General features: G+C 54.5%; 21 protein-coding genes. 18 read left to right on the top strand and 3 right to left on the bottom strand.

Going from position 1 to position 23,223, the window contains the following annotated elements:
* Positions 1-135 precede the first annotated feature (135 nt).
* The gene (locus tag AQS70_RS14945) at positions 136-1,431 is read right to left on the bottom strand and encodes a carbohydrate porin (RefSeq protein ID WP_055103546.1); all 1,296 of its coding nucleotides are present in this window, start codon (positions 1,429-1,431) and stop codon (positions 136-138) included.
* 265 nt (positions 1,432-1,696) lie between these two features.
* Here AQS70_RS14945 and AQS70_RS14940 point away from each other — a divergent pair, with 265 nt between their 5' ends.
* The 14 genes from AQS70_RS14940 (at position 1,697) to AQS70_RS14875 (ending at position 17,073) form a co-directional block, all read left to right on the top strand.
* Entirely contained in the window at positions 1,697-2,833 is a 1,137-nt protein-coding gene (locus AQS70_RS14940) for a phosphoribosyltransferase domain-containing protein (protein ID WP_055103545.1), read from the top strand.
* Positions 2,823-3,581: an HAD family hydrolase gene (locus AQS70_RS14935; protein WP_055103544.1), complete on the top strand. Its 759-nt coding sequence runs from the start codon at positions 2,823-2,825 to the stop codon at positions 3,579-3,581. The genes AQS70_RS14940 and AQS70_RS14935 overlap by 11 nt, the downstream gene beginning before the upstream one ends.
* On the top strand, positions 3,574-4,668 hold the full coding sequence (locus AQS70_RS14930) for a cysteine protease StiP domain-containing protein (protein WP_055103555.1): 1,095 nt from the start codon (positions 3,574-3,576) through the stop codon (positions 4,666-4,668). Before AQS70_RS14935 ends, AQS70_RS14930 begins: the two co-directional genes overlap by 8 nt.
* Positions 4,668-5,627, top strand: a complete 960-nt coding sequence (locus tag AQS70_RS14925; RefSeq protein WP_055103543.1) for an HpcH/HpaI aldolase/citrate lyase family protein — start codon at positions 4,668-4,670, stop codon at positions 5,625-5,627. Before AQS70_RS14930 ends, AQS70_RS14925 begins: the two co-directional genes overlap by 1 nt.
* Positions 5,624-6,298, top strand: a complete 675-nt coding sequence (locus AQS70_RS14920) for an HAD-IB family phosphatase (protein ID WP_055103542.1) — start codon at positions 5,624-5,626, stop codon at positions 6,296-6,298. The genes AQS70_RS14925 and AQS70_RS14920 overlap by 4 nt, the downstream gene beginning before the upstream one ends.
* A 71-nt stretch (positions 6,299-6,369) precedes the next feature.
* Positions 6,370-6,960, top strand: coding sequence for a TerD family protein (locus AQS70_RS14915; protein WP_055103541.1), 591 nt, complete (start codon positions 6,370-6,372; stop codon positions 6,958-6,960).
* Positions 6,957-8,141, top strand: a complete 1,185-nt coding sequence (locus AQS70_RS14910) for a TerD family protein (RefSeq protein ID WP_055103540.1) — start codon at positions 6,957-6,959, stop codon at positions 8,139-8,141. Before AQS70_RS14915 ends, AQS70_RS14910 begins: the two co-directional genes overlap by 4 nt.
* A 65-nt stretch (positions 8,142-8,206) precedes the next feature.
* Entirely contained in the window at positions 8,207-8,656 is a 450-nt protein-coding gene (locus tag AQS70_RS14905) for a tellurite resistance TerB family protein (protein ID WP_055103539.1), read from the top strand.
* A gap of 7 nt (positions 8,657-8,663) precedes the next feature.
* Positions 8,664-9,698, top strand: coding sequence for a TerC/Alx family metal homeostasis membrane protein (locus AQS70_RS14900; RefSeq protein WP_055103538.1), 1,035 nt, complete (start codon positions 8,664-8,666; stop codon positions 9,696-9,698).
* A 110-nt stretch (positions 9,699-9,808) separates the two neighbouring features.
* The gene (locus tag AQS70_RS14895) at positions 9,809-10,387 is read left to right on the top strand and encodes a TerD family protein (protein WP_055103537.1); all 579 of its coding nucleotides are present in this window, start codon (positions 9,809-9,811) and stop codon (positions 10,385-10,387) included.
* Between the two features lie 458 nt (positions 10,388-10,845).
* Positions 10,846-11,361, top strand: a complete 516-nt coding sequence (locus AQS70_RS14890) for an Hcp family type VI secretion system effector (protein WP_055103536.1) — start codon at positions 10,846-10,848, stop codon at positions 11,359-11,361.
* 68 nt (positions 11,362-11,429) lie between these two features.
* Positions 11,430-12,326: a DUF4123 domain-containing protein gene (locus tag AQS70_RS14885; protein ID WP_055103535.1), complete on the top strand. Its 897-nt coding sequence runs from the start codon at positions 11,430-11,432 to the stop codon at positions 12,324-12,326.
* A complete protein-coding gene (locus AQS70_RS14880) occupies positions 12,326-15,970 on the top strand; it encodes a toxin VasX (protein WP_055103534.1) in 3,645 nt (1,214 codons plus the stop codon). Before AQS70_RS14885 ends, AQS70_RS14880 begins: the two co-directional genes overlap by 1 nt.
* Before the next feature lie 284 nt (positions 15,971-16,254).
* Positions 16,255-17,073: a hypothetical protein gene (locus AQS70_RS14875; protein ID WP_241492845.1), complete on the top strand. Its 819-nt coding sequence runs from the start codon at positions 16,255-16,257 to the stop codon at positions 17,071-17,073.
* 50 nt (positions 17,074-17,123) lie between these two features.
* Here AQS70_RS14875 and AQS70_RS14870 read toward each other — a convergent pair whose 3' ends face one another.
* Complete coding sequence (locus AQS70_RS14870; RefSeq protein ID WP_055103532.1) at positions 17,124-17,750, bottom strand: LysE family translocator; 627 nt, start codon at positions 17,748-17,750, stop codon at positions 17,124-17,126.
* Positions 17,751-17,886: 136 nt separating this feature from the next.
* Between AQS70_RS14870 and AQS70_RS14865 the strand changes: the two genes are divergently transcribed.
* The 4 genes from AQS70_RS14865 to garD all read left to right on the top strand — a co-directional run bounded on the left by AQS70_RS14865 (position 17,887) and on the right by garD (position 22,737).
* A complete protein-coding gene (locus AQS70_RS14865) occupies positions 17,887-18,369 on the top strand; it encodes an Lrp/AsnC family transcriptional regulator (RefSeq protein WP_055103531.1) in 483 nt (160 codons plus the stop codon).
* Positions 18,370-18,700: 331 nt separating this feature from the next.
* Positions 18,701-19,612 carry a 5-dehydro-4-deoxyglucarate dehydratase gene (kdgD, locus tag AQS70_RS14860; RefSeq protein ID WP_055103530.1) on the top strand — a complete coding sequence of 304 codons (912 nt, stop codon included), beginning with the start codon at positions 18,701-18,703 and terminating at the stop codon, positions 19,610-19,612.
* A 195-nt stretch (positions 19,613-19,807) separates the two neighbouring features.
* Complete coding sequence (locus tag AQS70_RS14855; RefSeq protein WP_055103529.1) at positions 19,808-21,172, top strand: MFS transporter; 1,365 nt, start codon at positions 19,808-19,810, stop codon at positions 21,170-21,172.
* An 11-nt stretch (positions 21,173-21,183) separates the two neighbouring features.
* Positions 21,184-22,737: a galactarate dehydratase gene (gene garD / locus AQS70_RS14850; RefSeq protein ID WP_055103528.1), complete on the top strand. Its 1,554-nt coding sequence runs from the start codon at positions 21,184-21,186 to the stop codon at positions 22,735-22,737.
* 91 nt (positions 22,738-22,828) lie between these two features.
* Here garD and AQS70_RS14845 read toward each other — a convergent pair.
* A partial coding sequence (locus AQS70_RS14845; protein WP_241492844.1) for an SAM-dependent methyltransferase occupies positions 22,829-23,223 on the bottom strand: 395 nt, incomplete at its 5' end.

Below are 23,223 nucleotides of genomic sequence, written 5' to 3'. Positions count from 1 at the left end.
ACGGATGAGGAAAAAGTGCGCTGGAGTATATGAGGGGAAGGTTTAACAAAATGTGAAAAATGCATGACGTTGGTTGTTCGCTCGCAAGCGTCATACGTTGAGCTTGACCCGGCGATGGCCGGGTCAGTATCACGGTCAGAAAGTGGCTTTAACCTGCACGCCTGCGACCAAGGCATTGCCCCTGCTTTTGCCGTAGAACGCCCCCGGCTCGATAACGTATTGCACGTCTGGGCGCAGCATTAACCACGGGGTGACTTGCGCACTGTAGTTGAGCTCCAGCAACTGCTCGCCACTGTCGAGATGGGCGATCATGTTGGCCTGTTCGGGGGTCGCGGCCGCCGCTTCTTGAACGTCCCGCGAGCGTGAGTTGAACACCGCGCGTCCATAGGCGAAGGCGATGCTGTCATGTGGGCGGCTGGCAAACGGCTTTTGTTTCACTAAGCCCACCGAATACCAACGCTGCATGGCTGAGGTCGCGGCATTGCTGGTAGCGGCTTGACCGAAGGCACGCAATACGCTTTCAGGGTCTTGTTCATCGCGCCAAATCGCCTGGTCGATCAAGACATAAGCTCCGGTGCGATTGTTGGCTTTTTCAGTACTGCCAATTTTCTGGGTATTAGAGGTGTCGTAGTACCAGCCCACTTTGTATTGACCGTTCAGCCAAGCGTTGTGGGTGTAGATCGCTTCCAGCGGCAAAATGGCCCCGGTGGTGCCGCGGGTGGTCATGCTAAACGCCTCGGAGGAGCGGCTGTTGTACTCCGGGTTGACCTGGAACACGGCCGTTTGCAAGGTCCACGATGGGCTCACGGTGTAGCGCAACTCAGCGCCCCAGTGCGGCGTCGGGTAGTTGCTCCAGCCGCTGCCGTTGGACATGGTCAGCGGGTGGGCGCAGAACCCGGCGTTGACAAAGTTGGTTAACAACGGCATGCCGCCAAAGTCATTACCCATCGCCAAGAAACCCAGTTTGGTCGTCAGCGCAGGGCTGAATAACTGCCGCTCGTAGCTGAATTCAGAGAGCCGCGTGTACTGGCCGCCATAGTTTTCTTGCACCGGTAGACGGTTGCCCACCAAGTCTTCGGAGGCGCTATGACCCCGACGATCATTGACCGTGATCTGCACCACACCGGCATCCGGTGTATCCAGTAACTTGCTCAGGTCAAATTGGGCGCCGATGCGCACTTGCTGGGAATAACGGGTGCCGCGCTTGATCCCGCCATGCAAGTTGGAGAACGTTTCGGAGTTGTAGTCCCCGGTCAGCTTAATCCCTTTATCGACCAGTTTTTGGCGTTCGCCCCCCCAATTACCGGTCAGGGTTGAGCGGTTCATAAGGTCGTCCGAGGTGTCTGCAAACGAATAGCTGGGGGCTAGGGCCAAGAGTGATAGGCCGCTGCACAGGCTGGAAGTCAGCAGGGCGCGGGAAGAGAAAAACATCTGAAAATGCTCCTTCAAAAGCGCTGTCGCCACGTTGGAGGCGACACGATGTCGCACAGTATGAACTAGTTAGTTAATAAAAATAATATTCCGTCACATAACTGTGTGAAGATCGGGTGGTGAGTGCTAAGCATTATTTGGCGCCGTGTTAGCTGATTTTAGGCACCGTTATCGGCATGTTCGGTAACGATTTTCTGCTTGTTTTACCCACTCCACTGGCGAATCTTCCGCGCTCTTTTGACGTATCGCCAGGTAATTGACTTTGATGAGCAGCGCTAAACCCGTGTCCAAAGCCAAGGCTTTGCACGCAAACCTCAAGCGCGGTCGTCTGGAGGTTGAGGTCAATTCATCGACTTTTGAACCGCAGGCACTGTTTCGTTTCGCTGAGCGCCGTAATCCCAAGCGCGCCTTTTTATTTGTGTCGTGTGTGCTGGGGCGACATATCCCAGCCCGGCCATTACTGATGGCCGAGAGCTTCAATGCGCTGGCCGCAAAGATCCCCGCCGATTTACCCGGCCCGGTGCTGGTGATCGGCATGGCTGAAACGGCTGTAGGGCTTGGCGCTGGCGTACACCGCGCACTGGCTCAAACGCGCAGCGATAGCGTTTATTTATGCAGTACGCGTCATCCGACGGGCAGTGCGGTGTTTGCTCGTTTCGAAGAGCAGCATAGCCACGCCACGTCGCACCTGTTGCATATGCCGCAAGATGCGCAGAGTCGCGCATTCATGCTGGCTGCTCGCTCGCTGGTGCTGGTGGATGACGAAGCATCGACCGGCACGACGTTTATCAATGTGTGTAACGCACTGGCTGAAGCTGGGCTTGAGGCTATTGAGCGCATCGTCACCGCGACCCTTACGGATTGGTCGCAAGATGCTGTCCGTCAGCACCTAGGTCATCATGTCAGCAGTGTTTCATTGCTCGCAGGTCGCTATACCTTTATTGAAGATGTGCGCGCCGAGCTGCCAGAGATGCCCGATGTCGGCTGCGTCGCACAAGGTAATTGGCCACTTGATGCAAGCTGTGACTGGGGGCGTATGGGCGTGCGCGAACATCGCGACACGCTAGCCCCTGACCTGCAAGTGGCCCCTGGCGAGCGGGTGTTGGTGGTCGGCACCGGTGAGTTTGTATGGCGGCCGTACTTGCTCGCCGAGCGTTTGGAGCGAGCAGGCGCCGATGTGCATTTCAGCTCTACTAGCCGCTCGCCTATTGCCTTGGGGCATGCCATAGCGCATGCGCTGTCGTTCAGTGACAACTATGGCTTAGGAATTCCCAATTTCCTGTACAACGTCGCGCCAGGCCAATTTGATCGCGTGCTGATTTGCAGCGAGACACCAGCCGCGGCGCTGGATCAAGGTTTGCTTCGGGCATTGAATGCGCAGGTTATCGTTGATGGCCATTAATCGTCCGCTGGTGTTTGTCGATCTCGACGACACGTTGTTTCAGACCGCCCGCAAAATGGGCGATGAGCCGCGCTTCCCGGCCACGCTTGATGTCGACGGCCTGCCCAATGGCTTTATGAACGCTACGCAAAAGAGCTTTGTCGAATGGCTGCTGGCCACGGCCGATGTGGTGCCTGTGACAGCTCGCAGCGTTGAAGCCTATCAGCGGGTGCAATTGCCATTCGTGTACGGGGCTATTTGTGCTCACGGTGGGGTCATGCTCAGCGCCGAAGGCTTGTTGGATCGCGGCTGGCATGCACGAATGCGCAGCGAGCTGGCGCATGAGCGAACACGTCTACAACGCCTGAGTGAACACACATTGGCGATTGGAGCCGAGTTGGGTTTCTCATTGCGAGGTTGGGTGGTTGAAGAGCAAGACTTGGCCGCTTATGTCGTGATCAAACACAACAACGAAGCCGATCAGGTATTGCTGCGCGTTGGCTCAGAGGTCAAATCGCGGGGCTTGCTTGACGGGATGTACGTGCATGGCAACGGCAACAATCTGGCGTTCTTACCGCAGGCACTGCAAAAGCGTGCAGCGGTGCGCGAGTGGGTTAGCCGCGATCAAGCCGTTAATGGCAAACGCCCTTTGTTGGGCTTTGGCGACAGCGTGTCCGACCTAGGCTTTATGGCCGAGTGTGACTGGTGGGGCACTCCAAAACGCGGGCAGCTAGCCAGCCATGTACGTGCGAGCGTTGATCATGAGTGAGGCGTTTGAAGGACTAAGTACGATCGGCAGTGGGAGTTATGGCCGCGATGATGTGCATTTTTTACTGCGCGCGATGGAGATTGAAGCTACCGACGTGCAAGAAAAAGAACGTCTGATTCAAACGCAGCAACGCCACTATTCCGAAATGATCAGCCATGAGTTGGCCCCCTCCGAACTTCATCAAAACTTGTACCAGCGAGCGTTGGCGCAGAACGCTCAACGCATGGCCGCTGATGTACAGGCGTTGGCTCAAGCGCTGAATGAGCGTTGCGCGGGCAGCACGATTGCGTTGGTGTCGTTTGTGCGGGCCGGTGTGCCGCTTGGCGTGCTGCTGCGTCGGGCATTGCTCGCGTTAGGCCGCGATGTTCGACATTACGGGGTCAGCATTATCCGTGACCGTGGAATCGACACGGTGGCCCTTGAAGCTGTCATCAAGCTCCACGGGGCCGAGAACATCGTGTTTGTGGACGGCTGGACGGGCAAAGGGGCGATCAGCGGGCAGTTGCTCGACAGCTTGGCGGGCGACGCACGTTTCCCGCTCAAGCCTCGTCTGGTGGTATTGGCTGACCCTTGTGGCCGCGCCTGGCTGGCGGCCTCGGCCGAAGACTGGCTGATCCCCTCGGGGATTTTAGGCGCGACCGTATCGGGCTTGGTGTCACGCTCTATCTGGTCGCCGCAGCCCGGCTTACATGGCTGCGTGGTGTATGAGCAGTTGGCAGCCCATGACGTGACTCAGCATTTTATCCACAGCATCGAAACCGCACGCGCTCACTTATCGGCGCAGGCCAGCGCCCAACCGTGGACGCTGGCGCAGGCGTGGGCGTTGCAACAGCGTGCGCAGGCAGCGCTGGAGGGCATCTCTAGGCGTTTCTCGGTGACCAACACCAATCGAATCAAACCCGGAATCGCCGAGTCGACGCGTGCTGTGATGCGGCGCGTACCGGAGCATGTATTGGTGCGCAGTCGCGACGATCAGGACGTGCAACTGCTGCTGCATTTGAGTGCTCAAGCGCATATCGACGTCCAAGAGGTGGGCGATGCTCTGGGGCCGTATCGTGCGCTGACCGTGATCAGGAGTGTGCGCTAATGGCTCAATGCTCAGCCTATGCATTGGGCGCAACGCTGTACATGCCAGCCACCCGTCCTGACATTCTGGAGGTGGTGTTCGGTGAAAAAATCCAAGGTTTACGTTCGCTGGTACTGTGCCTTGAAGACGCCGTTGCCGAAACCGATGTGCAACAGGCACTAAACAACCTCAAGCAGCTGTTGTCGGAAATAGAAGCCCGTGGCGGTCGTTCGCCTGTCGGGCCGATTTTATTTGTCCGCCCGCGTGACAGCGCGATGGCGGGGCTGCTCAATGAGTGGCCACTGATGCGCCACATTGATGGTTTTGTTGTGCCTAAACTGTGCCTAAGTAACCTGCGCGAGTGGCAACAAGCGGTGAGCTGCGACGAGCTGATGCTAATGCCGACGCTTGAAACCCCGGAGGTGTTTGACCCCGGTGCGATGATTGAGCTGCGCAGCGCCCTGCTTGAGTACTTACCGGGGCGTATTATTGCCTTACGTATAGGCGGGAATGATCTGATGGGGGCCTTGGGGCTTCGTCGTACACCGACAATGACGCTTTACAGCACACCGATGGGTTACGTTATTCCAATGTTATGCGGGATCATGGGGTCAGCAGGGTTTGCACTGACGGCGCCGGTATTTGAACAACTCAACGCACCGCAACTGCTGGAGCAGGAGCTGGCGCTGGATATTGCCCACGGGCTTGTCGGTAAAACGGCAATCCATCCGTCGCAAATTGCAGTTATCCACAGGGCGTTGCAAGTCACCCTTGAAGACCTCAACAGCGCACGCCAAATACAATGTGATACGGCCCCTGCGGTGTTCAAGTTCAACGGAGCGATGTGTGAGCCCGCGACCCATAGCAAATGGGCGAAAATGATTATTGAACGAGCGCATTGGCAAGGGGTTCGCCCCGGCATGAACCGCTCGATAGACCCTTTAGGAGGCAGCCTGCGATGGGCTGAAGTAGTCGGTTGAACGAAGTTTTAAATACCCCTGTGAAGGGCGAGCAAGTCCTGTCGGCGTTCGATTTTGATGGCACGCTGACCTATCACGACAGTTTTGTGCCCTTTTTGCGCTTCGCTTTTGGCAACCGACTGTTCGCGATGCGGCTCCTACGAATGATCCCGGCAACCACGTCTTTTCTGCTAGGAAAGATCAGCCGTAATGATTTGAAAGAAAAGCTCATCACGGTCTATCTCACTGGAGCCAAGGAAGAATGGGTCGCTGAGCGTGCCGAAGCATTTTGTGACGCTTCGTGGCAGCGGCTGATGAGACCTTTGGGCTTAGTATCCGTCGCCTCTGAGGTCGAGCAGAAGGCGATTGTGACGATCTGCTCAGCATCGCCTGAGCTTGTACTCAAGCCTTTTGCCAAAAAGCTGGGTATTGCACTCATTGGCACTCGGCTGCAATCAGTGGATGGCGTGCTGACCGGAGAAATTGACGGGACCAACTGTCGCTGTGAGCAAAAAGTACTCCGGCTAGAGGCGCAGTACGGCCCATTAAATCAATACACATTACGTGCTTGGGGAGACACCCAAGGCGATGAGCAACTGCTGGGGGCAGCCCAAGAGCCACATTGGCGCGAGTTTCATGCGCTGTGGCGTCGCAAGCGGCCATTGGATGTGTGTCTGCGTGAGGAACTTTAAGCAGAACAGATCATAAATCAGCCGTTACCTTCGCCTCATGCCTGAGCTCAGACAAGGAAAGGTAACGCTACATGGCTATTTCGTTGTCCAAGAACCAAACGATTTCCCTGGAAAAAGAAGCAGGGGCTGGGCTAAAAAAAATCCGCATGGGGCTGGGATGGGATCAGGCCAAACCTAAGGGATTGTTTGGCAAATGGCTCAACAGTAACAGCGCCATCGACCTAGACGCCTCGTGCATTCTGCTCGACAGCCTGAAGCAATCGCTGGATTTAGTCTGGTTTTGCCAGCTCGCCTCCGTAGATGGCTCAATCGCTCACTCGGGTGACAATCGCACCGGCGAAGGTGACGGTGATGACGAGTCGATTCTGGTTAACCTTGAGCATTTGCCTGCGAAGGTTAAGCACCTCGTATTTACCGTGAACTCGTTCACTGGGCAAAGCTTTGAGGCGGTAGAAAACGCTTACTGCCGGATTGTCGACGAAGTGAACGGCAAAGAGCTTGCGCGGTTTAACCTGTCCGAAAAGGGCCGTCACACCGGCGTAGTGATGGCTTATTTGAGCCGCACAGCGTCTGGTTGGGACCTGACGGCTGTTGGCTCGGTGGCGAACGGTAAGAGTGCCCAAGACCTAACCCACGACGCGATCCAAGCGGTGGGCAAATGACCCTCCTGACACCGGGCGCAAACACCAGCGTTCCCACTCAAGTTTTAAGCGCTACCGTCAGCTACAGCCCTGTGCCAGGTGCAGATCTCGACGTCTCGGCATTCTTACTCGATGAATCGGGCAAGGTGCGTGGCGACAACGACATGTGCTTCTTTGGCCAACAAAGCGTCAATATGGGGGCGGTCAAACTGCTGGAATCCTCCTCAGGCCGTGCCGTATTCAGCCTCGACCTTGGGGCGCTTGATAGCGCTATCGAAAAAGTCGCGCTGACCGCTACCATTTATCAAAACATCGCCCAATTTTCTGCATTTCCGCAGCTTGATGTTGCAGTGAGCAGTGGCATTCAAGCTCCCATCCCGACGCAAGGCATGGCAGAAACGGCACTGATTTTGGGGGAGTTTTATCGTCGTCAGGGCGCGTGGAAATTCCGCTGCATCGCTCAGGGTTTTGCCGGTGGCTTGGCATCGTTGGCCGAACACTTCGGGGTTGATATTGCTGCTCCAGAACCCTCGCCCGCGTTCGTACCACCACAGCCCGTTGCCCCGGCGCTTACATCCAAAGTCAATCTGTCGAAGATCACCCTCGACAAGCAGCGTCCTTCGATCAGCCTAGCTAAAAAAGACGGCGACTTCGGTGAGATCACCATCAACCTCAATTGGAATCGAGCCCCGCAAAACAGCAGTGGCGGTGGTTTTTTTGCTGCGCTGCGCGGTAAGTCAGGGGGTATTGATCTGGATGTGGGTTGCTTGTACGAAATGAAAAACGGCCGCAAGGGCGCTGTCCAAGCGTTAGGTAACGCGTTTGGCGATTTTACAGGCGAGCCGTTTATTCAATTGCTGGAGGATGACCGCACCGGGGCTAAGAGTGACGGTGAGTGGCTGCGGATCAACGGCAAAGAGTGGCATGCAATGCGCCGGGTGTTGATCTACGCGTTTATTTACGAGGGTGCTCCGAACTGGCAAGCAACTGACGGCGTTATCACCTTGTCTATTCCAGGCGAGCCAGCGATTGAAGTGCGCTTGAGTGAAGAGGGCGGCACCAAAGGCATGTGCGCCATCGCCTTACTTGAGAACGTCGGAGATAGCGTCAAGGTTAACCGTAAGGTCGAGTTTTATAAAAGCCACTCGGACATGGACACTGCTTTTGACTGGGGCATGCGCTGGGCAAGCGGGTCTAAGTAATCGCTATATAACTGAACGCCTGCCTAAGCAGGCGCTGTTCCCTAATCTGAGACAAGGTAACGTTCATGCTTGAATGGCTGAAAACTAACGCCACAGCGGCCCGCGATAAACTTTCTGCAGAAGTCAGCAAGTTCCAAAACCGCGAGTTCATGGAGGCTGTGGTCTGCGGATGTGCGCTGGTAGCCGCCGCTGATGGCGAAATAAGCAGCAATGAAAAACAGAAAATGATCGGTTTTATTCAAAACGCTAAGGAGTTAAAAGCGTTTGAAGTGAAAGACGTCATCAAGTCCTTCAACGCCGTCTGCGATCAGTTCGAGTTTGATCAGCAAATCGGTCGTGCACAGGCCCTGAAGTCGATCGGTCAACTGCGTAAAAAACAAGATGCGGCTCGTTTACTAGTACGCGTCTGCTGTGCCATCGGCAGTGCAGATGGCAACTTCGATGAAAGTGAGCGCGCTGCATGTCGCACCATTTGTAATGAGCTGGGGTTAACCCCTGGCGACTTTGATCTCTGAGGGCATCATGGACAACACGGCAATTGGCTTTCCACCCACGACCATCGCTGTATTTGTAGCACTGGCGGTCATTGCCCTAGCAATCGACCTGTTCAGCCATAAAAGCAACAAACCCGTCACATTGACCAATGCGGCAGTTTGGTCGATTTTTTGGGTACTGATCTCACTCGCGTTTGCAGGCTACCTGTACTACGCCCATGGTCCTACCGTGGCCAGCTTGTTTGTCACAGGCTACGCGCTAGAAAAAGTCCTCAGCGTCGACAACTTGTTCGTGTTTATGGCGATCTTTGCTTGGTTCAAAATCCCGGATGTACTGCGTCACCGCGTACTGTACTGGGGGATTGTTGGCGCCATCGTATTCCGCTTGATCTTCGTCGCAATCGGTACTGGGCTTCTGGCATTCGGCCCGTGGGTTGAAGTGCTTTTTGCCGTCATTGTGGCTTGGACCGCGATCATGATGCTGCGCGGTAACGAGGAAGATAAAGACGAGGACTACTCCAAACACGTCGCTTACCGCTTTGCAAAAAAACTATTCCCGGTTTGGCCAAAGCTCTACGGCCATCAGTTCTTTGTGTCACGCAAAGTGCTAGAGCACGAAATCACCAAGCCCGAAAACAAAGGCATGACCTTGGCCGGTAAAGGCGCGTTGTTTGCGACCCCGCTGTTTTTGTGTGTGGTGGTGGTTGAGGTGTCGGACGTCCTGTTCGCCTTTGACTCCGTACCCGCCATCATCGCTGTCAGCCGTGAGCCCTTGATCGTTTACTCCGCCATGCTGTTTGCGATTCTCGGCTTGCGCACCATGTACTTCGTGCTTGAAGCGCTTAAGCGTTACTTGGTGCATCTAGAAAAATCGGTCATCGCGTTACTGTTCTTTATTGCCGCCAAGTTGGCGCTGAACGCTACCAATCACCTGTTTGGCCATGGCATTAGCATTGAGCCCAACACCAGCTTGATGGTGGTTTTGGTGGTACTGGCGATCGGTATTCTGGCCAGCGTTATTTTCCCCGGAAAAGAACAGCAATCGGACGTTAAAAACGACTGATGGCATTTTCCTGTACTGCGCAGGCAACCAGAACGTACACCTTGCAGTCGCGGGTATGGCTTGGCTTTTCAATCTGTACCCATTCAGTTCTTCATATAAGAGTTCATTAAATGGCAGTAAGTCTGAGTAAAGGCGGCAACGTCTCCCTAACCAAAGAAGCGCCAGGTCTAACAGAAGTCGTCGTCGGGTTGGGGTGGGACCCAAGGGTGACTGACGGTCAGGAGTTCGATCTGGATGCCTCGGTATTTATTGTGGGCGAGAACGGCAAAGTGCTGAGCGATGCCAGTTTTGTGTTCTACAACAACAAAACCTCCCCGGACGGTAACGTCGTGCATCAGGGCGATAACCGCTCAGGCGCAGGCGAGGGGGATGACGAGCAAGTCAACGTGAACTTGTCTGGCTTTGCACCAGACACCAAAAAGCTGGTGTTTGCGGTCACCATCCACGAAGCGGAGGTGCGTAAGCAAAGTTTCGGTCAAGTCTCCAATGCTTACATCCGTGTTGTGAATAAGGCGGACGGTAAAGAGCTGGCACGCTATGACCTCAGTGAAGACGCTTCAACTGAAACTGCCATGGTGTTTGGTGAGCTCTATAGCCATAACAACGAATGGAAGTTCAAGGCCATTGGCCAAGGCTTTGCGGGCGGCTTAGGCCCGTTAGCGGCGTCTTATGGCGTTAACTTAGGTTAAAACTGCGTTAATTAAAAAGCCCTCTCCAGTTTCGGTGAGGGCTTTTTTGCATGCGTCTGATCAATGTCCAAAGCTTTATAGATAGCGTGTGTAAAAGTGTGCTTGCCTCCCGATCTTTGCAACCTCTACAAGGGCGAAGCTTTCTCTCAAATGGCCGATAACAAGTGCGCAACTTTTTGCGCAGTTAAAAGCTCTTTTGCCTGTGGATAAAGTGCGCTAGGCCATAGCCGTTAAGGTGTGTGGCGTGCTGTGCAAGTTTTTGCACAGTAGTGCGCAACGTATTGCGCAGTTTTGCCCTGTAATTCGCTTGAGTCGAATGTTGATAACGACACTGCCGCCCTGCAGGCATTGATTTATATAGGTCGAGCTAAAGCTGGCATAACTATTGAATTACCTAATCTGCTCCGCAGCGCTTGTGTTTGTTGGAGTATCACATTTTTTTGTGCAAGGAGAGCTTCATGGCTACGCCAGCGTATATGTCGATCACCGGTGTAAAACAAGGTCTGATTACCAAGGGTGCTTACACTGAAGAATCCGTGGGTAACACCTTCCAGAGTGATTATCAGGACGAGGTTATGATTCAGGGTTTTAGCCACGAAGTGACTATCCCTTGTGACCCTCAATCTGGCCAAGTAGTCAGCCAGCGTGTTCATAAACCGCTGAGTATCACCAAAGCTTTTGACAAGTCCTCGCCTTTGTTACTTCAAGCATTGACGACCAATGAGTGTTTATCAAAAGTTGAAATCAAATGGTTTCGAGCTACGAAATCTGGATCAGAGCATTACTACACCACGACACTTGAAGACGCGGCCATCGTCAATATCAAAGGCTATATGCACAACTGCCAAGACCTGAGTAATAACCACTTTGTTCAGATGGAAGATGTGCAGTTCAGCTATCGTAAAATCACCTGGACCCACGTAGTCGCTAATACGTCGGGCTCTGACGACTGGCGCAAACTTAAACAAGATTAAAACCCAAGTAGCGATACCACTTCATCAGCCCGCTTATGCGGGCTGATGCCTATCACTGGGGGTATTTAATGATTGAACGTCAAGGCTCATTAGCCGAAGGTTTTCCTTGTGAATTAGATTGGCAAGGCTGTAGCGGTTTATTACTGGATGCAGTACGTCTGATCAAACTGTCTCACTCCCTAGATCAATGGAACCAGCCTTGGCTGTTTGAGCCGCTGTATACCGCGCAACGAATGCCCGGCCTTGAGGACCTGTCGCCGCGTGTACAGAAAATCCAAAGCTTGCAGCAGCCGGTGCTGCAACAGTTTTTAGCTAACGTAGAAGAAGAGTGGGGTTATTTGCTGTTTTGTGATGGTTCGTGGCCCTCCATGATTGCTCACTTGCGCTGGCTGACGGTGGTGCGCATGCCTCACGAGCAAAATGTGTTTTTGCGCTTGGCAGACCCTTCGGTGATGCATGCGTTGTTCACGCTCGCGGTCGAAGCGGGCGACCCCACCTTGTTTGGCCCTTGTCACCAAATACTGATCGCCGATGCCGCGCAAGGTGTGTGGCACCTACATCAGCGTCCCGGCCCAGCGCCGACCGCGCAATACGACGCGCATTACCTCCTCTCGACACAAGAGGCGAGCGCGCTGGATGTCGTCAGCTTTCGCAACGTGGTGCTGCGGCTTAATCAGCATCTGCACCATTACTTTCCCGCGTATCAAACCCATCTCTCCAAAGCCCAGCGCTGGGCGCATGTGCATGCGTTGGCAACCACCGCCTATGACAGCGGCTTTAGCAGTGAACTCGAGATCACCCTTTACGCCAACATTCACGGCTACCTCGGTGAAAACGCCCTGCAACACCATCCTGATCTGCAACAACACCTGACCACCGTCTCACCGCTGACCTCAGCACAGCGCATCGAAAAAGTCGCCGAAATCGCCCGCTGCCGAGCACTGCACCTGAGAGAGCCCGCTTAATGTCTAAGCCCTTCTGGCCGAAAAATCCCAACAACGTCAATCTCTCCCGAGACGATGCAAAAAACAGCATGGGCACTTGCCCACTGATGAAAAGCAAGGTGCAGCTCATTCCGCTGCGTTACGGGCTCGTCGATAACCCGGCACTGGATCCTTCGGGCGAAATTCAGATGCCCTACAGTCTTACTGCGCGACCGCTTGGGATACGACTGTTGCGTGATGGCTGGTTGTACGTGATTGAGAGCAGCAGCGGCATCTTATCGGAATACCGCATAGAAGATGGGCTGGTCAGCGCCATGTTGTGGCAAGGCTTGAAGGTGTTGGATGACGACCGCGAAGAGCCGATTCAAGCTCCCCACCTGATCTACAACACCTCCAGCACCCTGTACGTCACCTTTTCCGAAGTCCCGTGGACCGCCAAAAAATGCCAGCAAGTGCTGAATGCACCGTCCGAGCGCGAGCACTTCATGCAAGCGGTGGATCTGAGCAAGGTTGATTGCGACACCGGCGGGCGACACCTGCTGACCCCAGACATGGCTGAACATTGGCTGGCCGAAGTCGCGACCGAGCGCCGCGAGGCTGAACAAGCCCAAGCCACTACCCTGGCCGCGCACGCCAACGTCACCCAACAACGTTTGGATGCAGAGTTGCCTGAACACGAGCGTCAGCCGTACCTGTGGGAAGCCCCCGCCCGTTTTGCTCACGTCGCCATAAACCGCCTGACCGGCTGCATTCATCCGCAGTATCGGCATGACACGCTGTACTTGGTGCTCGACGACACCTTGGGCGTGCTGCGCGACTTGGCCAATTATCAGGATCATGTTGTTGGCTGGATTGACGACTGGAGCAATGGCGGAACGAAAAAAGGCAATAACGAACGCGATTATTTGCTGGCGTGCTACATCGAGTCCCTGAGCCAGCTCAATGTGCCACATGTCAAAACCTTGCTCAGCAATAGCATTGACCCGGCGCACAAAGCGCTGCTGGATGATTTGACATCCATGGCTGAGCCGCATCATGGCGTGACCAATACCGCGATCATTGAATACCTCGAAAGGGGCGGCTTGATGACACCGCCGGAGGGCAGCCCGGTGCCGGCTGAGTTGGAGGTGTTGCGCCTGAGGGCCACTCAAGAGGCTATAGAATCCTCCTCTTTAGAAGGCTTTGGATTTCATCAAGGTGGGCCTAGCACATTGGGTGACGTCGACCGTCGCTACTACACACGCGAGCATTTTCAGATTTCACCGCTAGCCTTTGTCGACAAGCATTTCGAAACCTTGCTCAGCCTCGGCAAGCACCGATCTAAACAACTTGATGATCTGCTATACGGCGCAAAATTCGGTCAGCGCGGCGTCAATGAGCTGATCGACCGCCCAGCGATGGATCGAGAATTGCAGGCCCACCGTGCCGGGCTAATACGCTGGAACACATTGCTTGATGCGATCACTGCCGACCGAGTGACGTTAATTTGCGCGTGCAAATTTCATAAAGCGGCTTGGTACTTCGACCCGATGGACATCGGGCACGCGGGGCATGCCTTTACCTTGGAATACGCGTGCTTTAAAGACATTTGCCGCAGTGACGATGCCTGCGACCTGCTTTTGGCGTACTACGAGCGAGTACCGCAATACAGCCGCCCGCTTTACTACACCTTGCCTTACAGCGAGCAAACCTCGCTCTGGGTGCAGTATGCGTTTTTGCTGGCAGCGGGCATGGTCTTGTACAACAACAGCCCTGGGCTATTGGCCCAGCTTCGCACCATTGAACAGAGCCGCTTACCGGCGCTGGACGACCTCCCGGACAGTACTCGCACAGTGGCCAGTGCCGCACAGAACACCTTGACCCCCGCGCTCAATCGCGGCTTGGAAAAAGTGATGTTCAACTTCGACGACTTCTTCAAAAACAACGCCATGCCGGACGTTGAAGAACTGCTGCGCAAACTACCCATCGCCTTGAAATCACGCATATTGCAGGCCGCCAAAACTGAAGGCGTGACCTTTCATTTTTCTACGCCACAAGAGCAGGCCAAGTTACGGGAAACACTGGACGAGACATTTAAGCTGCGCGAAAAAATAGCCCTGCTTAAAAAGCAGCGAAACCTCTCCAATCGTGTGAACGGCCATAAATCTCCAGCTTCCGTTAAGTTGTTGCAGGAGATCCAATACGACAGCCAGCGGCTGGATGTGGAGCAAAGACGGCTGGCTGCCAGCATTAGCCCCATACCAGAACTGCCGGATGAACAAACACGGGTTTTTGGTTCAGTGCAGGGTAAAGCAGGGCTGACAGTGATCTTCCCCCCTGAGGGCAAACGACAAGTAGCCGGGCTGATGGATAACTTTAAAAACGGGGCTCGCAGCGCGCCGGTGATGAACGTGTTGGGGGATGGCGCGGCCTTATTGCTGTTTGTGGCGCAGGCGGTGAATTTGGTGCAGGTGATTAAAGAGACAGTGGCGGTTTCGAGCGATGAGAGGCAGTGGATGCCTCTTGCAAGTGCTGTATTTGCAACGGGTGCAGCAGGATTTGCAGCTGCTCAAGGCGTGTTTGACACGGCGCTTAGCGCTCAGATTAGAAAGTTAGGGGATAGTTTAGCTCGGACCTCGCTGAGCCGACTGCAAGTCACGATGGGTAAATTGCATGTTGGAATGGGGATTTTTAATTACGTTCTTGGGTTCGTTGCTGCGGTTTTCAGCCTCAAAAACTATCACAGTAATTGGTTACAAGCAGTCCGCAGCGGGAATCGAGGCGCTCAAAACGCAGCCATGTTGACGATGGTTGCTGCAGGTGGTCTGGCGGCCAGCAATGCTTATGGACTTACAAATACAGTACGAGCTGGACTAGATGTATTGAAGGCTGCAAAGGGTGCTGCTCGAGAAACGGCGTGGAAGGTTGCTGGTGCTCGTCTAAGCACTGTTTTTTTCCGCTTTAATCTGGCAGGTGCTTTTTTTACGGTACTGGAGTTAGCCGGCACTTGGCTTTATAACCGCTACAACACCAGCGGCCATGATCAATGGCTGCAAAGCACACCGTGGGGGCTTGAGGCCGACAAGCGTGAAGAACTAACGCTTGAAGAGTTTCAGTACCGCCTTACGCTCCTGCAGCAAGCGCCCTTTGTAGAGATCAAAGGGCCAGAAGAAGAATCGTTTTGGCAGAGAATTCTGCCCAGCGCAAAACCGGGTGACATATTCGTGACCTTTCCAGGGATGACCCTGCCCGACTATGAATCCACGCTTAATGGTAAGGCCAGTTATGGTATTAAGATTGGTGCGCAACGAATAACTACGTTTCTTCGGGGAGATCGTGGCTTTCCCATGGAGCAGCGCGAAGTTGTAACCGAGCAGGTACAAGTGAATTTGTATCGTGTAAAGAGCACGCCGGAAAAAGAACAGAGTGGTCCGGCTCACCTGTCGTTAAAGCTCACTTATCCACACAATCGTAAAAGCGCGCACGGCGAACTGTCCGAAGAATTATTGGTTGAGCTTGAACTTCTATCCTTGGATAAGAAGAAAAATCTAGCTCCGTTTACATACCGTATTCGTTTTGATCCTTTTGAAGGTGGGGTCTTTCCCTCATCAAATAAACACTTCGACGTCAGTACAGAGATACCTTTGTTAGATGTCGATGTTATTGCTTTGGATACAGTTGAATGACTAAGGCTAAAGCTGCGCCACCTCAACCATCCATAAATGGGGCGTCAAAAAAAGCGGGTGACATTGAGTTCTTTCCTATGGGTCGTCAGACCTACTTGGCTCCCTTGCCTTTGCCTACAGAAGCAGAACCTTTTTGTTCCTATATAAGTGATTACAACGATAGATATTTAGATTTTGGCGGAGGGAAACCCAATGCTTATTCATATCAAATATGGCTGGGCGGACCATTTAGTACGGCATGTTTAGTTGCTTTTGGATTCCCGTTTATATGCTGGTGTATTGTTTTGGCATTAGGTGAGAACTTTGCCGATAGTTGGGAGTTTGCGGCAGGTTTTTTTTCTTTTATCTGGAAGTACGCTTTATTCACATGGTTCTCGGCATCAGCCGTATGCTTTTACGTCTGGCTCGAAGCCCATAACCTCTTCACCGAAGTCATCCCTACACGCTTCAACCGTCAACGGCGTGAAGTCTGTTTTATGCCCGAAGGCGCCACAGAGCCTCTGTTTGTCCCATGGGAATCACTTTCCGCATGGGTCGTTCAGTCTCAAGGCGCCAGCCAATACGGTGTCACCCGCCAATATGGAATGGGCATGGGTTTTGAGCATGAAGGTGAGCTAGTCCGTGTCGAATTCCAGTGCGGAGCGTTTGAGCTGGCGATTGCCAACTGGGAGGCGGTTCGTGGCTACATGGAGTACGAACTCAACGACTTAAGCACCCTTCAAGACCCGCTAGAACTTCAAGCCCCCGGCGATCCGCCGCACGAAGGTTTACACACTTTCCGCAATGCCCGGGCCGGGTTGCATCGGCGTATTCGGGAGAAAGAAGTCGGCTGGATTTATGGCTTCTTTTGGTATGTGTACCACGTGATGACCCTGTGGACGCTGCCCAACCACTGTGTGGAATGGGAGATCAAACGCATCGCCAAAGTTGGCCGCAAAGCATTACCGCAAGCGATGAGAGACTGGTCAGAACCTTTACCGCCGGAACAATGGGCCAAACCCAGCGCCGAGTTGCTGCGCCTGAGCGCCAAAGTTAAAGCCCTGATCAAGCGCTCACCGCGCAAGCCGATTACTGAGATTTTCGCTGAGGTTTACAGGCGTTAAAACGGAACAGGTGCTGCCCCGCAAAGGCGCGTAACAGCACCTAACCGCCCTTACAGGTTCTGCACCAACATGGCGACTGCTGCTCCTACCATCATTAAGGCGGCGCCTCTGAATAAGTAAAGTTGCGCTCGCTGGCTGGCAAGTACGTGGCGGATGCGTACTGCGCCCAGCACAAATAGCCCGCCGACGATGAATAAGACCGCAATGGTCAGCGGCACCAGCATAAAAGCCCAAGTGTGCAGTGACACCGACTCCAAATGGATGACCAGCGGCAGCAGTGCGAGGTAGAAGGCAATGGTTTTTGGGTTGCCCAAGGTGATGGTCAGCCCGGACAGCCAAGCGCTGAATAGCTCTTGTTTGCTGACCGGCCGGCCTACCGACACCGGCTGCGGTTTTGCCCACCAGAATTGCCACGCCAAGTAGCACAGGTAAATAGCCGCAAACACCCGCACCAGTACGAATAAGGCATCGAAGTAGTGGGCGATCAAGCCCAGGCCAAACACCGCGAAGGATAAATACACCAAGTCCCCCAGAATTAACCCGGACAGCAAGCTGAAGCCGGGCAGGGCGCCGCCGCTCACGCTGCGGGCAACCAAGGCCGCCATGCCGGGGCCGGGGATGGCGGCAGCAATGCCGAGGGCGGCGGTGTAGGTCAGTGCTTGAGAAAGTTCGAGCATGATGCAGGTTCATCCTTGGCTGATGTTTTGTGTGAGCAAGCATATCCCTCCAGAGGCGGGTAAATTCGTCTGTTTAGATTGTTGAATGGCTGATTTTGGGGCAGATTTACCGCAGAAAATAATCCATGAGGTATTTATGACCGAGCAGACCTTAAGCGCCATTGATGCCAAGATTCTGGCGGCCTTGCAGCAGGATGGCCGCACCACCAATCAGACCTTGGCCGATGCAATTGGGATGTCCGCTTCGCCTTGCTGGCGCCGAGTGCGGCATCTGGAAGAGCACAAGGTGATTCAGGGGTATCGGGCTGTGCTTGATCGACGCAAGATCGGCCTTGGGGTGTTGGTGTTTGTGCGCGTCACCATTGACCGTCACAGCGAGGGCGAAGCGCGTAAGTTTGAGCAGGAGGTCATGGCCTTGGAGGACGTGGTCGCGTGTTACAGCATTGGTGGGGATGCTGACTTTTTGCTGCAGGTTGTCTCACGCGATCTGGACACCTTTGCCGACTTTGCCATGTCGGTGATCCGGCGCCTTACCGGGATCAAGGAGATGCAGAGCATGTTCGTGCTAAAGGAAATAAAGCCGTTTGTGTCCTTTCCGGTTAAAGGCCCAAACAGTTGAGCTGTGATCGTACAACTCGGCTCAGATGAGCGCAGTCGCTGATCCAGTTGCGCGGCTGCCTTGTGCCGTCTGACTGTTCGTATGGAATGTCCATCGCAACCCCCATCGTAGCTACGATGTGGGGCTTTTTGGTGGCATTCAAAAATTTTTTTCGCCCTTGAGCCCGCTCTATTACGGGGCTTTACGCTCAAAAATCGCACAGTAAACGCGCACGCAGGCCGTGGATTTCAAGAATGGGGATTGACGATAATTTTAATAGTTGTACGATGACGTACGACAACACGAACTACTGCCGTATTTTCATCACAACAATTGCTAGGGTGTTCGAATAATGAATCCACAAGAACTGAAGTCCATCCTCTCTTCCGGTTTGCTGTCTTTTCCGGTAACCGATTTCAATGCTCAAGGTGACTTCCACCGTGAGGGCTACATCAAGCGTCTAGAGTGGCTGGCCCCGTACGGCGCTTCTGCTCTGTTCGCTGCTGGCGGCACCGGTGAGTTTTTCTCCCTGGCGGCCAGCGAATATTCGCAAGTGATCAAAACGGCAGTTGATACTTGCGCCACAAGTGTGCCGATTCTGGCCGGTGTTGGCGGTTCGACTCGCCAAGCCATCGAATACGCTCAAGAAGCTGAGCGTCTGGGTGCTAAAGGTCTGCTGCTACTGCCGCACTACCTGACCGAAGCAAGCCAAGATGGTGTTGCCGCTCACGTTGAAGCCGTGTGCAAGTCGGTCAAGATCGGCGTTATCGTTTACAACCGTAACGTTTGCCGCCTGACTGCGCCGCTACTAGAGCGTTTGGCTGAGCGTTGCCCGAACCTGATCGGTTACAAAGATGGCCTGGGTGACATTGAGCTGATGGTTTCGATCCGCCGTCGTCTGGGCGACCGTTTCAGCTACCTGGGTGGTTTGCCTACCGCAGAAGTTTACGCCGCAGCTTACAAAGCGCTGGGTGTACCGGTTTACTCCTCGGCCGTGTTCAACTTCATCCCGAAAACCGCGATGGATTTCTACCACGCCGTTGCTCGCGAAGATCACGCCACTGTGGACAAGATCATCGACGACTTCTTCCTGCCGTACTTGGACATCCGTAACCGTAAATCCGGCTATGCGGTGAGCATCGTCAAGGCTGGCGCGACTATTGCCGGTTACAGCGCAGGCCCAGTTCGCACCCCGCTGACTGACCTGCTGCCTGAAGAGTACGAAGCACTGGCTGCCTTGATCGACAAGCAAGGTCCGCAGTAAATAGCTTCAAAGGCCGCTGAGAAATCAGCGGCCTTTTGCGTAGGAAAGAGCGAAAAGGAGTTTCGTTGTACGCAAACTACCTTTAGGAGCGAGCTTGCCTCGCGATTTCTCGTGCTGTTGAGTTGTCGCAACAGACTCACTCCTAAAAAATAGAATTACCCGCGCATAAAAATAATTTGTGGGAGTACATGCACCATGCAAGCGACCAAGCCAACCCACGTCCGCTATTTGATTTTGCTCATGCTTTTTTTGGTGACCACGATCAACTACGCCGACCGGGCAACCATCGCTATCGCAGGCTCTAGCCTGCAAAAAGACCTCGGTATCGACGCCGTTACCTTGGGTTATATCTTCTCTGCCTTTGGCTGGGCATACGTCGCTGGGCAAGTCCCCGGCGGTTGGTTGCTTGACCGTTTTGGCTCGAAAAGAGTCTACGCACTCAGCATTTTTACCTGGTCGCTGTTCACCGTGCTGCAAGGCTATGTCGGTGAATTTGGTATCTCCACAGCGGTTGTTGCGCTGTTTATGTTGCGCTTTTTGGTCGGTCTGGCCGAAGCGCCATCCTTCCCCGGCAACGCACGTATCGTCGCGGCTTGGTTCCCCACAGCCGAACGCGGTACTGCTTCTGCGATTTTCAACTCGGCGCAATATTTTGCGACGGTACTCTTCGCACCGCTGATGGGCTGGATCGTTTACTCCTTCGGCTGGCAGCACGTGTTCATCGTCATGGGCTCTATCGGCATTGTGTTCTCGCTGATCTGGCTGAAGGTGATCTACAGCCCGCGTCAGCATCCGATGATCAACGAAGCCGAGTTCAAGCACATTGCGGACAACGGCGGTTTGGTCGACATGGACCAGAACAAAGGCGGCGGCAAAAAAGCGGATGGTCCGAAGTGGGATTACGTACGTCAGTTGCTGACCAACCGCATGATGCTCGGCGTGTACTTGGGCCAGTACTGCATCAACGGCATCACCTATTTCTTCCTGACGTGGTTCCCGGTGTACCTGGTACAAGATCGCGGGATGACCATTCTCAAAGCTGGCTTCATTGCATCGCTACCTGCGATCTGCGGCTTTATCGGCGGTGTATTGGGTGGTGTCATTTCTGATGCCCTGCTGCGCAAAGGCCACTCCCTGACTTTCGCCCGTAAGGCACCGATCATTGGTGGTTTGATGCTCTCAACCAGCATTGTGGCCTGTAACTACGTCGATCTTGAATGGATGGTCGTGGGCTTTATGGCGTTGGCCTTCTTCGGCAAAGGCGTTGGCGCACTGGGTTGGGCTGTGGTATCTGACACCTCACCTAAACAAATCGCAGGTTTGAGCGGCGGTCTGTTTAACATGTTCGGCAACATCGCCTCCATCACCACCCCCATCGTTATCGGTTACATCATCAGCACCACCGGCTCGTTCAAGTGGGCGTTGGTATTTGTAGGCTGTAACGCTCTGGTGGCGGTGTTTAGTTACCTGGTTATTGTTGGGCCGATCAAACGCGTGGTGCTTAAAGAGCCGCCAACCGATGGCTCGCAAGTCGCTCCCTTGGCTTCGACTCACTCTTAAGGAATGGCCTTATGACGCTGATTGAACATTCCGATTCGCCGCGCATCATTCGCTTGCATGCGCGCGATAACGTGGCAGTAGTAGTGAACGACCAGGGTGTACCCGCCGGAACGGAGCTGCCTGATGGCTTGGTCACCTTGGATTTTGTGCCGCAAAGCCACAAGGTCACATTAGTTGACATCCCTCAGGACGGCGAAGTGATTCGCTATGGCCAAATTATTGGCTACGCCTTGCAGCCGATTGCGCGGGGTAGTTGGGTCAATGAAGACCAGTTGCGCATGCCGACCGCACCACCGCTGGACAGCTTGCCGCTGTCTACCGATGTGCCCGCGGCGCAGGCACCTCTCGAAGGCTATACCTTCGAAGGGTATCGCAACGCCGACGGCACCGTTGGTACGCGCAATATCTTGGGCATCACCACCACCGTGCAGTGCGTGACCGGCGTTTTGAACCACGCGGTCAAACGTATTCGCGATGAGTTGCTGCCCAAGTACCCGAATGTCGACGACGTCGTGGCACTGACTCACAGCTACGGTTGCGGTGTCGCCATCAGCGCTACCGACGCTTACATCCCGATTCGCACCGTGCGCAATCTGGCGCGCAACCCCAACTTGGGTGGCGAGGCGTTGGTGATCAGTCTGGGCTGCGAGAAATTGCAGGCCAGCCAAGTGATGCATGACAGCGATCCATCGGTGGACTTGAGCGAGCCGTGGTTGTACCGCCTGCAAGACTCCAGTCACGGCTTTACCGAAATGGTCGAGCAGATCATGGCGTTGGCCGAGACGCGTCTGCAAAAGCTCGACCTGCGTCGCCGCGAAACCGTGCCCGCTTCCGAGCTGATTTTGGGGATGCAATGCGGCGGCAGTGATGCGTTCTCCGGCATTACCGCCAACCCGGCATTGGGTTACGCCTCAGACTTGCTGTTGAGGGCTGGCGCGACGGTGATGTTCTCTGAAGTTACGGAAGTGCGCGATGCGATATACCTGCTGACCTCGCGGGCACAAACCCAAGAAGTCGCTCAAGAACTGGTGCGCGAAATGGACTGGTACGACCGCTACCTGGCCAAGGGCGAGGCGGACCGCAGTGCCAACACCACGCCGGGTAACAAAAAAGGCGGGCTGTCGAACATCGTCGAAAAATCGCTGGGTTCTATCGTTAAATCCGGTAGCAGCGCGATCAATGGCGTCCTAGGCCCTGGCGAGCGTTTTACGCGTAAAGGCCTGATTTTTTGTGCGACGCCTGCCAGTGACTTTGTCTGCGGCACCTTGCAATTGGCCGCCGGGATGAACCTGCACGTGTTCACCACCGGGCGTGGCACACCCTATGGTTTGGCCATGGCACCGGTGGTTAAAGTGTCGACCCGAACAGAGCTGGCGCAGCGCTGGCCGGATTTGATCGACATCGACGCTGGGCGTGTTGCGACCGGGCGGGCGAGCATCGAAGATCTGGGGTGGGAGTTGTTCCACTACTACCTAGACGTGGCCAGCGGCAAAAAGCACACCTGGGCCGAACAGCACAAACTGTACAACGACATCACGTTGTTCAACCCGGCTCCGATTACCTAACCCATAGGACTGTAGGAGCTGCCGAGGCACGAAGGCTGCGATCTTTTGCTTTTACGATCAAAAGATCGCAGCCTGCGGCAGCTCCTACAGTTCATTTTTGTGATCTGTTTTGTGTCATATCCATTGCTGCGGTTGCGGCTTCCTCGCACGCCGCTTCGACTACACGGCCAATCACTAATATCGCTGGGCTTTTCAGTTGAAAGGCTTCGGCATCTGCTTCCATTGCCCACAGCTCACTGCGGCATTCGCGTTGCTGTGGCAGTGAGGCGTTTTCAATCATCGCCACCGGCATGTCAGCCGCCATCCCCCCCGCCAATAACTGCTCACGAATCTCGCTCAGTTTGGCCACGCCCATGTACACAACTAGCGTGGTAGCGCTGTGCGCCAGCGCTTGCCAGTTCACCGGGCTGTCATCTTGAGTGTGTGCTGTCACTAGCGTCACGCCACGGGCCACGCCGCGCAGACTCAGCCAAATCTCGCCTTGCG

This window comes from Pseudomonas endophytica (assembly GCF_001411475.1).
In the GTDB taxonomy this organism is placed as follows: Bacteria; Pseudomonadota; Gammaproteobacteria; order Pseudomonadales; family Pseudomonadaceae; genus Aquipseudomonas; species Aquipseudomonas endophytica.
This window is presented reverse-complemented; position numbering and strand designations above follow the sequence as displayed.